Below are 12,621 nucleotides of genomic sequence, written 5' to 3'. Positions count from 1 at the left end.
GGAAACAGGATCGATGAGCAAGCTGCGTGTGGCCGTCCTCGGCGCCAAGGGCCGGATCGGCTCCGAGGCCGTACGAGCCGTGGAGGCCGCCGAAGATCTGGAACTGGTCGCCGCGCTGGGCCGGGGCGACCAGCTCGAGGCCCTGGTCGAGGCGGGCGCCGAGGTGGCGGTCGAGCTGACCGAACCGGCCTCGGTGATGGACAACCTCGAGTTCTGCGTCCGCCACGGCATCCACGGCGTCGTCGGCACCACCGGCTGGACGGACGAGCGCCTGGCGCGGCTGCGCGGCTGGCTCGACGCCTCGCCGACCACCGGTGTGCTCATCGCGCCGAACTTCTCCATCGGCGCCGTGCTGACCATGCGGTTCGCCCGCCAGGCCGCCCGGTTCTTCGAGTCGGTCGAGGTCATCGAGCTGCACCACCCCAACAAGGTGGACGCCCCCTCCGGCACGGCCGCGCGCACCGCACAGCTGATCGCCGAGGCCCGGCGGGAGGCCGGCCGCGCCCCGCAGCCGGACGCGACCGCCACGGCGCTCGACGGGGCGCGGGGCGCGGACGTGGACGGGGTGCCGGTGCACTCGGTGCGGCTGCGCGGGCTCCTGGCCCATCAGGAGGTCCTGCTGGGCGCCGAGGGCGAGACGCTCACCATCCGCCATGACTCCACCCACCACAGCAGCTTCATGCCCGGCATCCTGCTCGGCGTCCGCCGCGTGGTGGCCAGCCCCGGCCTGACCATCGGCCTGGAACACTTCCTCGATCTGGACTGAGGGCACAGCGGTGCGCGCAAAGATCACATATTTCGTTCTCGCGGCCGTCCTGGTCGTCTACTTCGTGCTGGTCGGCGACCGTGGGGTGCTGCTGATCCGGGAGGGCACCCCGGTCACCGTCGTCTTCGGTGTGGCGGTGCTGGTGATGCCCCTCATCGGCGCCTGGTTCCTGTGGCAGACCACGCAGTTCGCGCGGAGCGCGGACCGGCTGGCCCGGGAGCTGGAGGCGGAGGGCGGCCTCCCGGTCGACGAGCTGGTGCGGTCGCCCGGCGGGCGGATCGACCGGGACTCGGCGGACGCCGTCTTCGCCAAGCGCCGGGCCGAGACGGAGCAGTCGCCGGACGACTGGCGGTCCTGGTTCCGGCTCGCCGTGGCGTACCACGACGCACGGGACACCGCGCGCGCCCGTAAGGCGATGCAGCGCGCCATCGCCCTGCACGACGGCAAGCCGGTGCGGGCGGCCGGGGGCTGACCCCGGTCGCCCGCGGTGGTGCGGGAGGCTCGGCAGCGGTACGGCTCAACGGTGGGCGGCGGCCCAGCCCTCGATCGCGTCGGCGGCCCTCTCGAAGCTCTCCGCCTGGCCCAGGAAGTCGGCGTCATGGCTGGTGAACAGGGTGTCCGGCGCTCCGCCGCGCACCGGCTGGAGCAGCAGCGCCTGCCCCTGGACCGTGCGTGGCAGGCCCAGCCACCGGACCGGCTGCTGGGCCGTGCGTATCGCGGCGATGTCCTGCCAGCGCACGGTGGTGCCGCGCAGGAGGCCGATCCGGCGCAGCCCCTGGGCGCTCACCACGACACCGCTGCGCACCAGCCTTACGGCTGTCACGATCATCAGCGCCGCGACGCCGACGCAGACACCCGCCGCGGACAGCGATCCCGCCAACGCGATGATCATTGCGGAGAACAGGACGTACGAGGCGAGCAGCAGCAGAAGAGCGGCGCCCCCGACCCTCCAGGGTCCCGGCCGGTAGGGGCGGCGCCAGCGGTCCGGGTCCTCGTAGCCGAGCGGGTCCGCTCCGGCCGCCGCGTCGTCGTCACGGGCGCGGTCGGCGGTCAGGAAGGGCAGGGGCACGGGAGTTCCTCACTCACACACATGTCCGGATGGGCCTGTGCTGGGTGAGGCTATCCCAGCGGTGGTCAGCGTCCGTCGGACGCCTCTGACTGCTGGATCTGGTGGGTGGGGTGCGACTGGCTGTCGAGGGCGGGTATCCCGAACATCAACGAGCCGATGAACCCCGCGACGATCGTGAGCCCGATCAGGGTCCGTCCGGCGATCTGGGACGGTGTGGCGCGGGGGCGCGGTGGTGGGGTGACATTGCTGCGGAAACGGTCGGCTTCGGCGACGAAGGCGAACGGCACGGGCTCTCGCCGGCGGAACATCTGCGGGCTCTCCTTGGAACCTCGAACGTGAGTACTTCAATGTGTAGGACGTGTGAATGACCGGTTGGGTGCCCGTATCCGCCGACTTCAGTCAAAAATTTCGGCTGAGCGGGACTGTCGGTGGTGCCCCGTAAGCTGGGCGCCGCCCTGAGCGACGCACCATGGAAGGACCCGCCCGGTGACCGAGATCCCCTCCGCCGAGATCGAGAAGGCCAGTTTCCGCAGCGATGTGACCGTCGAACTGGTCAAGCACAGCGCCGCCGACTCCGATGTGTTGTGGGCCGCGCGGGTGTCCACCGCGGGCGAGCAGTCCCTCGAGGAGGTCACCAAGGACCCGGAGCGCTCCAAGGGGCTGATCAACTTCCTGATGCGGGACCGCCACGGCAGCCCGTTCGAGCACAACTCGATGACCTTCTTCATCAGCGCCCCGATCTTCGTCTTCCGCGAGTTCATGCGGCACCGCGTGGGCTGGTCGTACAACGAGGAGTCCGGTCGCTACCGCCGTCTGGAGCCGGTGTTCTACGTCCCGGGGGAGGCCCGCAAGCTGATCCAGCAGGGTCGCCCGGGGAAGTACGAGTTCGTCGAGGGCACCCCGGCGCAGCACGAGCTGACCGGCCGGGTCATGGAGGACGCCTACCGCCACGCCTATCAGGCGTACCAGGAGATGCTGGCCGCCGGAGTGGCCCGCGAGGTGGCCAGGGCCGTGCTCCCGGTCGGCCTGTTCTCCTCGATGTACGCCACCTGCAACGCGCGCTCGCTGATGCACTTTCTGGGTCTGCGCACCCAGCACGAGCAGGCCGCGGTGCCCTCGTTCCCGCAGCGGGAGATCGAGATGGTGGGGGAGAAGATGGAGGCGCACTGGGCGGGGTTGATGCCGCTCACCCACGCCGCCTTCAACGCAGGCGGCCGAGTGGCTCCGTAGCCGACCCCCGTGGCGCGGGGCCCGCGCCTCGGACGGATCATCGGGCGAAGTGTCCGTATTGCGGCGTTTCGAGAAGTTCATCTAGGCTGAACAAACGGGCCCGGCACTGCTTGAACCCCCGAGCAGGCAGTGCCGGGTCCCATCTCTTCGCTCCGTCCGCAGCCCCGAGCGAGCGCCGTGGGGCGCGCTACGAGTAGCGTGGAGCCCATGGCACCGACATCCACATCGCAGACCCCTTTCGGGCGGGTGCTGACCGCCATGGTCACGCCATTCACCACTGACGGCGCGCTCGACCTCGACGGCGCCCAGCGACTCGCTGCTCATCTGGTGGACGCCGGCAATGACGGACTGATCGTCAACGGCACCACCGGCGAGTCCCCCACCACCAGCGATGCGGAGAAAGCCCAGCTCGTACGCGCCGTGGTGGAGGCGGTCGGCGACCGCGCCCATGTAGTGGCCGGAGCGGGCACCAATGACACCCGGCACAGTGTGGAGCTCGCCCGCGCCGCCGAGCAGGCCGGTGCCCACGGGCTGCTGGCCGTCACGCCGTACTACAGCAAGCCGCCGCAGGAAGGCCTCCTCCGGCACTTCACCGCCATCGCCGACGCCACCGGCCTGCCGGTCATGCTCTACGACATCCCGGGCCGCAGCGGTGTCCCGATCGGTACCGAGACCATGGTCCGGCTCGCCGAGCACCCGCGCATCGTCGCCAACAAGGACGCCAAGGGCGACCTCGGACGCGCCAGCTGGGCCATCGCCCGCTCCCGCCTCGCCTGGTACTCCGGCGACGACATGCTGAACCTGCCGCTGCTGTCGGTCGGCGCGGTCGGCTTCGTCTCCGTGGTCGGCCATCTGGTCAGCCCCGAGCTGCGGGCCATGCTGGAGGCCCATCTCGCGGGCGACGTCGCGAAGGCAACGGAGATCCACCAGAAGCTGCTGCCGGTGTTCACCGGCATGTTCCGCACCCAGGGTGTGATCACGGCCAAGGCCGCGCTCGCCCTCCAGGGCCAGCCCGCGGGGCCGCTGCGCCTCCCGCTGGTCGAGCTGACCGCCGAGGAAACCGAACAGCTCAAGCGAGATCTCGCCGCCGGCGGGGTACAGCTCTAAGCAAAGAGGCGATTTCTCGCACCTTCATACTTCACAACTGCATACAGACACATCAGCAAGTGCACGAATGTCACGCGCGCCATGTGCCCAGGGGGCATGTGGCGCGCGTGGTGAGGAGAGTCTTTTGAGTCATCCGCATCCTGAGCTCGGCCCTCCGCCGAAGCTCCCCGAGGGCGGTCTGCGTGTCACCCCGCTCGGCGGCCTCGGTGAGATCGGCCGGAACATGACAGTCTTCGAGTACGGCGGCCGGCTGCTGATCGTCGACTGCGGGGTGCTCTTCCCCGAGGAGGAGCAGCCCGGAGTCGACCTGATCCTGCCGGACTTCACATCCATCCGGGACCGTCTCGACGACATCGACGGCATCGTCCTCACCCACGGCCATGAGGACCACATCGGCGGCGTCCCCTTCCTGCTCCGCGAGAAGCCCGACATCCCGCTGATCGGCTCCAAGCTGACGCTCGCCCTGATCGAGGCGAAGCTTCAGGAGCACCGGATCCGTCCGTACACCCTGGAGGTCGAGGAGGGGCACCGCGAGCGGATCGGCCCCTTCGAGTGCGAGTTCGTCGCGGTCAACCACTCCATCCCGGACGCCCTGGCGGTCGCCATCCGCACCCCGGCCGGCATGGCCGTGCACACCGGCGACTTCAAGATGGACCAGCTGCCGCTCGACGGCCGGCTCACGGATCTGCCCGCGTTCGCCAAGCTCGGCGAGGAGGGCATCGATCTGCTCCTGGTGGACTCCACCAACGCCGAGGTCCCCGGGTTCGTACCGCCCGAGCGCGATATCTCCGGTGTGCTGCGCCAGGTCTTCGGCAACGCGCAGAAGCGCATCATCGTCGCCAGCTTCGCCAGCCATGTGCACCGCATCCAGCAGATCCTCGACGCGGCGCATGAGTACGGGCGCAGGGTCGCCTTCGTCGGCCGCTCGATGGTCCGCAACATGGGCATCGCCCGTGACCTCGGCTATCTGCGGGTGCCGGCCGGTCTCGTGGTGGATGTGAAGACCCTCGACGACCTACGGGACGACGAGGTGGTGCTCGTCTGCACAGGCTCCCAGGGCGAGCCGATGGCCGCGCTCTCCCGGATGGCCAACCGCGATCACCAGATCCGGATCGTCGAGGGCGACACGGTGATCCTGGCCTCGTCGCTGATCCCCGGCAACGAGAACGCGGTCTACCGGGTCATCAACGGACTGACGCGATGGGGCGCCACGGTCGTCCACAAGGGGAACGCCAAGGTCCATGTCTCCGGCCATGCCTCGGCCGGCGAGCTGCTGTACTTCTACAACATCTGCAAGCCCAAGAACCTGATGCCGGTGCACGGCGAATGGCGCCATCTGCGCGCCAACGCCGAGTTGGGGGCGTTGACCGGGGTTCCGAAGAACCGGTGCGTCATCGCCGAGGACGGTGTCGTGGTGGACCTGGTCGATGGCATCGCCAAGATCGTCGGCAAGGTGCAGGCGGGATACGTGTACGTGGACGGCCTCTCGGTCGGCGATGTCACGGAGACCTCGCTCAAGGACCGCCGCATCCTCGGCGAGGAAGGCATCATCTCGATCTTCGTGGTCGTCGACAGCACGACCGGCAAGGTCGTGGGCGGTCCGCATATCCACGCGAGGGGCTCCGGTATCGAGGACTCCGCCTTCTCCGCGGTCATCCCGAGGATCGAGGATGCCCTGATCAAGTCGGCCTCCGACGGGGTCGTGGACCCGCACCAGCTCCAGCAGCTGGCGCGCCGCGCGGTCGGCAAGTGGGTCTCCGACAGCTACCGTCGGCGCCCGATGATCCTTCCCGTGGTCGTCGAGGTCTGACGTCACGTCTGACACCCGGTCAGCACCACACCGGCGCTGAACACCCGGCGGGGCTCCTCGATTTGCATCGAGGAGCCCCGCTCCAGTACGTTTACGGCTCCGCCAGAGGGGAACCCGGAGCACTCAACGGTCTTCGGGGGAGTCCACCGGCGGGGGCGGAAATCGACTCGGAGAAATTCTGATAAAGTCGACGAAGCCGAAAGGCAAGGCCCTCCAGCGGCCACCGGAAGCGGAATTCGGATCGGAAACGACCGGAAATCGGATCTGGTAAGGTTGGAAACACCGAAGGGAAGCGCCCGGAGAAGCCGGTGAAATGGTTTCGAAGGAAGCGTCCGTTCCTTGAGAACTCAACAGCGTGCTAAAAGTCAACGCCAGATATGTTGATACCCCGTCCATTTTGGACGAGGTTCCTTTGAAGAAAAAACACAGCGAGGACGCTGTGGACGGGCCGGGTTATTCCTCCGGTTCCGTTCCGCTCTCGTGATGTGTTGCCGGGATAGCCCGGAAGCATTCACGGAGAGTTTGATCCTGGCTCAGGACGAACGCTGGCGGCGTGCTTAACACATGCAAGTCGAACGATGAACCGGTTTCGGCCGGGGATTAGTGGCGAACGGGTGAGTAACACGTGGGCAATCTGCCCTGCACTCTGGGACAAGCCCTGGAAACGGGGTCTAATACCGGATATGACTGCCGACCGCATGGTCTGGTGGTGGAAAGCTCCGGCGGTGCAGGATGAGCCCGCGGCCTATCAGCTTGTTGGTGGGGTGATGGCCTACCAAGGCGACGACGGGTAGCCGGCCTGAGAGGGCGACCGGCCACACTGGGACTGAGACACGGCCCAGACTCCTACGGGAGGCAGCAGTGGGGAATATTGCACAATGGGCGCAAGCCTGATGCAGCGACGCCGCGTGAGGGATGACGGCCTTCGGGTTGTAAACCTCTTTCAGCAGGGAAGAAGCGCAAGTGACGGTACCTGCAGAAGAAGCGCCGGCTAACTACGTGCCAGCAGCCGCGGTAATACGTAGGGCGCAAGCGTTGTCCGGAATTATTGGGCGTAAAGAGCTCGTAGGCGGCTTGTCGCGTCGGATGTGAAAGCCCGGGGCTTAACCCCGGGTCTGCATTCGATACGGGCAGGCTAGAGTTCGGTAGGGGAGATCGGAATTCCTGGTGTAGCGGTGAAATGCGCAGATATCAGGAGGAACACCGGTGGCGAAGGCGGATCTCTGGGCCGATACTGACGCTGAGGAGCGAAAGCGTGGGGAGCGAACAGGATTAGATACCCTGGTAGTCCACGCCGTAAACGTTGGGAACTAGGTGTGGGCGACATTCCACGTTGTCCGTGCCGCAGCTAACGCATTAAGTTCCCCGCCTGGGGAGTACGGCCGCAAGGCTAAAACTCAAAGGAATTGACGGGGGCCCGCACAAGCGGCGGAGCATGTGGCTTAATTCGACGCAACGCGAAGAACCTTACCAAGGCTTGACATACGCCGGAAAACCCTGGAGACAGGGTCCCCCTTGTGGTCGGTGTACAGGTGGTGCATGGCTGTCGTCAGCTCGTGTCGTGAGATGTTGGGTTAAGTCCCGCAACGAGCGCAACCCTTGTTCTGTGTTGCCAGCATGCCTTTCGGGGTGATGGGGACTCACAGGAGACTGCCGGGGTCAACTCGGAGGAAGGTGGGGACGACGTCAAGTCATCATGCCCCTTATGTCTTGGGCTGCACACGTGCTACAATGGCCGGTACAATGAGCTGCGAAGCCGTGAGGTGGAGCGAATCTCAAAAAGCCGGTCTCAGTTCGGATTGGGGTCTGCAACTCGACCCCATGAAGTCGGAGTCGCTAGTAATCGCAGATCAGCATTGCTGCGGTGAATACGTTCCCGGGCCTTGTACACACCGCCCGTCACGTCACGAAAGTCGGTAACACCCGAAGCCGGTGGCCCAACCCTTGTGGAGGGAGCCGTCGAAGGTGGGACTGGCGATTGGGACGAAGTCGTAACAAGGTAGCCGTACCGGAAGGTGCGGCTGGATCACCTCCTTTCTAAGGAGCGCATAGCCGACTGCAGGCAAGTGTCCTGCACGGTTGCTCATGGGTGGAACGTTGACTATTCGGCACACTTGGCCTGCTCTGGTCGCTAGTACTGCTTCGGCGTGGAACGCGATAGGGGGAGGCGGGAGTGTCGGGCACGCTGTTGGGTGTCTGAAGGTACGGGCAGGAATGCTTGTTTCTTCGGCCGGTCCCGGTGTACTGCACGGTGAGTGTGAGTGTGGGTGACGGGGTACGGGTCGTTGTTTGAGAACTGCACAGTGGACGCGAGCATCTGTGGCCAAGTTTTTAAGGGCGCACGGTGGATGCCTTGGCACCAGGAACCGATGAAGGACGTGGGAGGCCGCGATAGGCCCCGGGGAGCTGTCAACCGAGCTTTGATCCGGGGGTGTCCGAATGGGGAAACCCGGCAGTCGTCATGGGCTGTCACCCATACCTGAACACATAGGGTATGTGGAGGGAACGCGGGGAAGTGAAACATCTCAGTACCCGCAGGAAGAGAAAACAACCGTGATTCCGGGAGTAGTGGCGAGCGAAACTGGATGAGGCTAAACCGTATGTGTGTGATACCCGGCAGGGGTTGCGCGTACGGGGTTGTGGGTTCGTACTTCAGTCGTCTGCCGGCGGCTGGGTGAGTCAGAAATTGTTGATGTAGGCGAAGGGCATGCGAAAGGCCCGGCGTAGAGGGTAAGACCCCCGTAGCTGAAATGTCAGCAACTTGCTTGTGCGATACCCAAGTAGCACGGGGCCCGAGAAATCCCGTGTGAATCTGGCGGGACCACCCGCTAAGCCTAAATATTCCCTGGTGACCGATAGCGGATAGTACCGTGAGGGAATGGTGAAAAGTACCGCGGGAGCGGAGTGAAATAGTACCTGAAACCGTGTGCCTACAAGCCGTGGGAGCGTCGGACATCAGCTTGCTGGTGTCTCGTGACTGCGTGCCTTTTGAAGAATGAGCCTGCGAGTTTGCGGTGTGTTGCGAGGTTAACCCGTGTGGGGAAGCCGTAGCGAAAGCGAGTCCGAATAGGGCGGTTTAGTAGCGCGCTCAAGACCCGAAGCGGAGTGATCTAGCCATGGGCAGGTTGAAGCGGAGGTAAGACTTCGTGGAGGACCGAACCCACCAGGGTTGAAAACCTGGGGGATGACCTGTGGTTAGGGGTGAAAGGCCAATCAAACTCCGTGATAGCTGGTTCTCCCCGAAATGCATTTAGGTGCAGCGTCGTGTGTTTCTTGCCGGAGGTAGAGCACTGGATAGGCGATGGGCCCTACCGGGTTACTGACCTTAGCCAAACTCCGAATGCCGGTAAGTGAGAGCGCGGCAGTGAGACTGTGGGGGATAAGCTCCATGGTCGAGAGGGAAACAGCCCAGAGCATCGACTAAGGCCCCTAAGCGTACGCTAAGTGGGAAAGGATGTGGAGTCGCAGAGACAACCAGGAGGTTGGCTTAGAAGCAGCCATCCTTGAAAGAGTGCGTAATAGCTCACTGGTCAAGTGATTCCGCGCCGACAATGTAGCGGGGCTCAAGCGTACCGCCGAAGTCGTGTCATTGCAGCATGTGGTCCAACGGCCGTTGTGATGGGTAGGGGAGCGTCGTGTGCCGGGTGAAGCAGCCGTGTAAGCGAGTTGTGGATGGTTCACGAGTGAGAATGCAGGCATGAGTAGCGATACACACGTGGGAAACGTGTGCGCCGATTGACTAAGGGTTCCTGGGTCAAGCTGATCTGCCCAGGGTAAGTCGGGACCTAAGGCGAGGCCGACAGGCGTAGTCGATGGACAACCGGTTGATATTCCGGTACCCGCTTTGAAACGCCCAGTATCGAATCCTCTGATGCTAAGGCCGTGAAGCCGTCCTGGATCCTTCGGGTGAAGGGGAGTGGTGGAGCCGCCGGTCCAAGGTGGTAGTAGGTAAGTGATGGGGTGACGCAGGAAGGTAGTCCAGCCCGGGCGGTGGTTGTCCCGGGGTAAGGGTGTAGGACGCAAGGTAGGCAAATCCGCCTTGCATGTGTCTGAGACCTGATGCCGAGCCGATTGTGGTGAAGTGGATGATCCTATGCTGTCGAGAAAAGCCTCTAGCGAGTTTCATGGCGGCCCGTACCCTAAACCGACTCAGGTGGTCAGGTAGAGAATACCGAGGCGTTCGGGTGAACTATGGTTAAGGAACTCGGCAAAATGCCCCCGTAACTTCGGGAGAAGGGGGGCCATTGCTGGTGATGGGACTTTGCTCCTTGAGCTGGTGGTGGCCGCAGAGACCAGCGAGAAGCGACTGTTTACTAAAAACACAGGTCCGTGCGAAGCCGTAAGGCGATGTATACGGACTGACGCCTGCCCGGTGCTGGAACGTTAAGGGGACCGGTTAGTGGGGTTTTGGCTCCGCGAAGCTGAGAACTTAAGCGCCAGTAAACGGCGGTGGTAACTATAACCATCCTAAGGTAGCGAAATTCCTTGTCGGGTAAGTTCCGACCTGCACGAATGGCGTAACGACTTCTCGACTGTCTCAACCATAGGCCCGGTGAAATTGCATTACGAGTAAAGATGCTCGTTTCGCGCAGCAGGACGGAAAGACCCCGGGACCTTTACTATAGCTTGATATTGGTGTTCGGTTCGGCTTGTGTAGGATAGGTGGGAGACTGTGAAGCATTGACGCCAGTTAGTGTGGAGTCGTTGTTGAAATACCACTCTGGTCGTGCTGGATGTCTAACCTGGGTCCGTGATCCGGATCAGGGACAGTGTCTGGTGGGTAGTTTAACTGGGGCGGTTGCCTCCTAAAGGGTAACGGAGGCGCCCAAAGGTTCCCTCAGCCTGGTTGGCAATCAGGTGTTGAGTGTAAGTGCACAAGGGAGCTTGACTGTGAGACCGACGGGTCGAGCAGGGACGAAAGTCGGGACTAGTGATCCGGCGGTGGCTTGTGGAAGCGCCGTCGCTCAACGGATAAAAGGTACCCCGGGGATAACAGGCTGATCTTCCCCAAGAGTCCATATCGACGGGATGGTTTGGCACCTCGATGTCGGCTCGTCGCATCCTGGGGCTGGAGTCGGTCCCAAGGGTTGGGCTGTTCGCCCATTAAAGCGGTACGCGAGCTGGGTTTAGAACGTCGTGAGACAGTTCGGTCCCTATCCGCTGTGCGCGTAGGAGTCTTGAGAAGGGCTGTCCCTAGTACGAGAGGACCGGGACGGACGAACCTCTGGTGTGCCAGTTGTTCTGCCAAGGGCATGGCTGGTTGGCTACGTTCGGGAGGGATAACCGCTGAAAGCATCTAAGCGGGAAGCCTGCTTCGAGATGAGGGCTCCCACCCACTTGATGGGTTAAGGCTCCCAGTAGACGACTGGGTTGATAGGCCAGATATGGAAGCCGGGTGACCGGTGGAGTTGACTGGTACTAATAGGCCGAGGGCTTGTCCTCAGGTGCTCGCGTCCACTGTGTTGGTTCTGAAGCAACGAACCGTCCGACCCCCATATGCGTATGGATGTATATGGGTCCGGTTTGGTGTTTCATAGTGTTTCGGTGGTCATTGCGTTAGGGAAACGCCCGGTTACATTCCGAACCCGGAAGCTAAGCCTTTCAGCGCCGATGGTACTGCAGGGGGGACCCTGTGGGAGAGTAGGACGCCGCCGAACAAATTTTGCAGAGAGCCCTGTCGGTACTTCGGTCACCGGCAGGGCTCTTCTCTTGTTGTGTTGCGAGCCACTCGGTGTTCATGTTGCCTGGGCACGATGCCGCTCATGGGGACTCCTACGGATGAGCTGCTGCATGAGTTGACCCGGGCGCGTGTGCGACCGGGCGACGAGGTCATCGTGCCGTCCTACGGCACTCCCGAAGCCGCGGAAGCGGTACTGCTGGTCGGTGCCAGGCCGGTGTTCGTGGACATCGACGCCCATACCTACTGCATAGACCCGGCCGCGGTGGCCGAGGCGCTGACGCCCAGGACCGCGGCCATCGTGGCCATTCACACCTTCGGACATCCCGCCGACATGGCGGCCCTCACCGGGCTCGGCCAGCGGCACGGCGTGCTGGTGATCGGATACGGGGCCGCCGGCGAGCCCGCCGGGGAGATACTGCGGCGGCAGGCCAACGCGGCCTATCTGGACGGAAAGCTGCGTGGCGTCCTCACGCCGCCTGTCGCGCCCGGTGTGGAACACACCTACCAGCAATATGTCGTCCGGGTCCCCGGCAATGGCCGGCCGGACCGGGACGCCTTCGCCCGTACGCTGCGTTCTCGCGGCGTCGTATGCCATGTGCCCGTACAGACACCCGCGCACCGCACCGCGCGCTTCCGGCGCGATCTGTGGCTCGCTGAGACCGAGCGCGCGGCCGATGAGTGCCTGGCGCTGCCCGTCGATCCGACCATGTCGCGGCGGGAGTTGCAGCGCGTGGTCTCGGCCTGCAACGCGCTGGGCGGGCTGCTGCAGTCAGCCGCCTGAGCCACGGGGCGAGTGGTCGGGGGCGCAACTGAGTTCGGGTATGATCGATCTCGTCGACGCGCCCCAATAGCTCAGTCGGCAGAGCGTCTCCATGGTAAGGAGAAGGTCTACGGTTCGATTCCGTATTGGGGCTCTCCTGCGAAGGCCCCCGCCAATTGGCGGGGGCCTTCGTCATGTT

8 protein-coding genes, 1 tRNA gene and 3 rRNA genes are annotated in these 12,621 nt (G+C 64.1%); 10 read left to right on the top strand and 2 right to left on the bottom strand.

Annotated elements, in window-relative coordinates; genetic code table 11:
- Window positions 1-13: 13 nt before the first annotated feature.
- On the top strand, window positions 14-766 hold the full coding sequence (dapB, locus tag ACMTAK_RS15935; protein ID WP_413806846.1) for a 4-hydroxy-tetrahydrodipicolinate reductase: 753 nt from the start codon (window positions 14-16) through the stop codon (window positions 764-766).
- A gap of 10 nt (window positions 767-776) precedes the next feature.
- Window positions 777-1,238 carry a tetratricopeptide repeat protein gene (locus ACMTAK_RS15930; RefSeq protein ID WP_413806845.1) on the top strand — a complete coding sequence of 154 codons (462 nt, stop codon included), beginning with the start codon at window positions 777-779 and terminating at the stop codon, window positions 1,236-1,238.
- A gap of 45 nt (window positions 1,239-1,283) precedes the next feature.
- On the opposite strand, the gene ACMTAK_RS15925 is transcribed toward ACMTAK_RS15930, so the two are convergent.
- Both ACMTAK_RS15925 and ACMTAK_RS15920 read right to left on the bottom strand, forming a co-directional pair.
- Window positions 1,284-1,835: a hypothetical protein gene (locus tag ACMTAK_RS15925; RefSeq protein WP_413806844.1), complete on the bottom strand. Its 552-nt coding sequence runs from the start codon at window positions 1,833-1,835 to the stop codon at window positions 1,284-1,286.
- Between the two features lie 65 nt (window positions 1,836-1,900).
- Window positions 1,901-2,143: a hypothetical protein gene (locus ACMTAK_RS15920; RefSeq protein WP_020868047.1), complete on the bottom strand. Its 243-nt coding sequence runs from the start codon at window positions 2,141-2,143 to the stop codon at window positions 1,901-1,903.
- A 187-nt stretch (window positions 2,144-2,330) separates the two neighbouring features.
- On the opposite strand from ACMTAK_RS15920, the gene thyX reads away from it, so the two are divergent.
- From thyX to ACMTAK_RS15880, 8 genes are all read left to right on the top strand, one after another.
- On the top strand, window positions 2,331-3,065 hold the full coding sequence (gene thyX / locus ACMTAK_RS15915) for an FAD-dependent thymidylate synthase (protein WP_413812907.1): 735 nt from the start codon (window positions 2,331-2,333) through the stop codon (window positions 3,063-3,065).
- 207 nt (window positions 3,066-3,272) lie between these two features.
- On the top strand, window positions 3,273-4,172 hold the full coding sequence (dapA, locus tag ACMTAK_RS15910; RefSeq protein ID WP_413806843.1) for a 4-hydroxy-tetrahydrodipicolinate synthase: 900 nt from the start codon (window positions 3,273-3,275) through the stop codon (window positions 4,170-4,172).
- A 124-nt stretch (window positions 4,173-4,296) separates the two neighbouring features.
- Window positions 4,297-5,982 (top strand): ribonuclease J, encoded by a 1,686-nt coding sequence (locus ACMTAK_RS15905; RefSeq protein ID WP_413806842.1) that lies wholly within the window; start codon window positions 4,297-4,299, stop codon window positions 5,980-5,982.
- A 510-nt stretch (window positions 5,983-6,492) separates the two neighbouring features.
- Window positions 6,493-8,019, top strand: a 16S ribosomal RNA gene (locus ACMTAK_RS15900).
- Between the two features lie 284 nt (window positions 8,020-8,303).
- Window positions 8,304-11,424, top strand: a 23S ribosomal RNA gene (locus tag ACMTAK_RS15895).
- Between the two features lie 98 nt (window positions 11,425-11,522).
- A 5S ribosomal RNA gene (gene rrf, locus ACMTAK_RS15890) occupies window positions 11,523-11,639 on the top strand.
- Together the 16S, 23S and 5S rRNA genes form the textbook arrangement of a ribosomal RNA operon.
- 105 nt (window positions 11,640-11,744) lie before the next feature.
- Window positions 11,745-12,443, top strand: a complete 699-nt coding sequence (locus ACMTAK_RS15885; protein WP_413806841.1) for a DegT/DnrJ/EryC1/StrS family aminotransferase — start codon at window positions 11,745-11,747, stop codon at window positions 12,441-12,443.
- Window positions 12,444-12,503: 60 nt separating this feature from the next.
- Window positions 12,504-12,576 (top strand) — tRNA-Thr (locus ACMTAK_RS15880).
- The last annotated feature ends 45 nt before the right edge of the window (window positions 12,577-12,621 follow it).

This window comes from Streptomyces lacaronensis (assembly GCF_047337785.1).
GTDB lineage: Bacteria > Actinomycetota > Actinomycetes > Streptomycetales > Streptomycetaceae > Streptomyces > Streptomyces lycopersici.
This window is presented reverse-complemented; position numbering and strand designations above follow the sequence as displayed.

What these genes read in the sequence shown, in the direction of transcription:
- dapB (WP_413806846.1), top strand. Translation starts at nt 14, where the DNA reads ATGAGCAAGCTGCGTGTGGCCGTCCTCGGCGCCAAGGGCCGGATCGGC.
- ACMTAK_RS15920 (WP_020868047.1), bottom strand. Translation starts at nt 2,143, where the DNA reads ATGTTCCGCCGGCGAGAGCCCGTGCCGTTCGCCTTCGTCGCCGAAGCC.
- dapA (WP_413806843.1), top strand. Translation starts at nt 3,273, where the DNA reads ATGGCACCGACATCCACATCGCAGACCCCTTTCGGGCGGGTGCTGACC.
- ACMTAK_RS15885 (WP_413806841.1), top strand. Translation starts at nt 11,745, where the DNA reads ATGGGGACTCCTACGGATGAGCTGCTGCATGAGTTGACCCGGGCGCGT.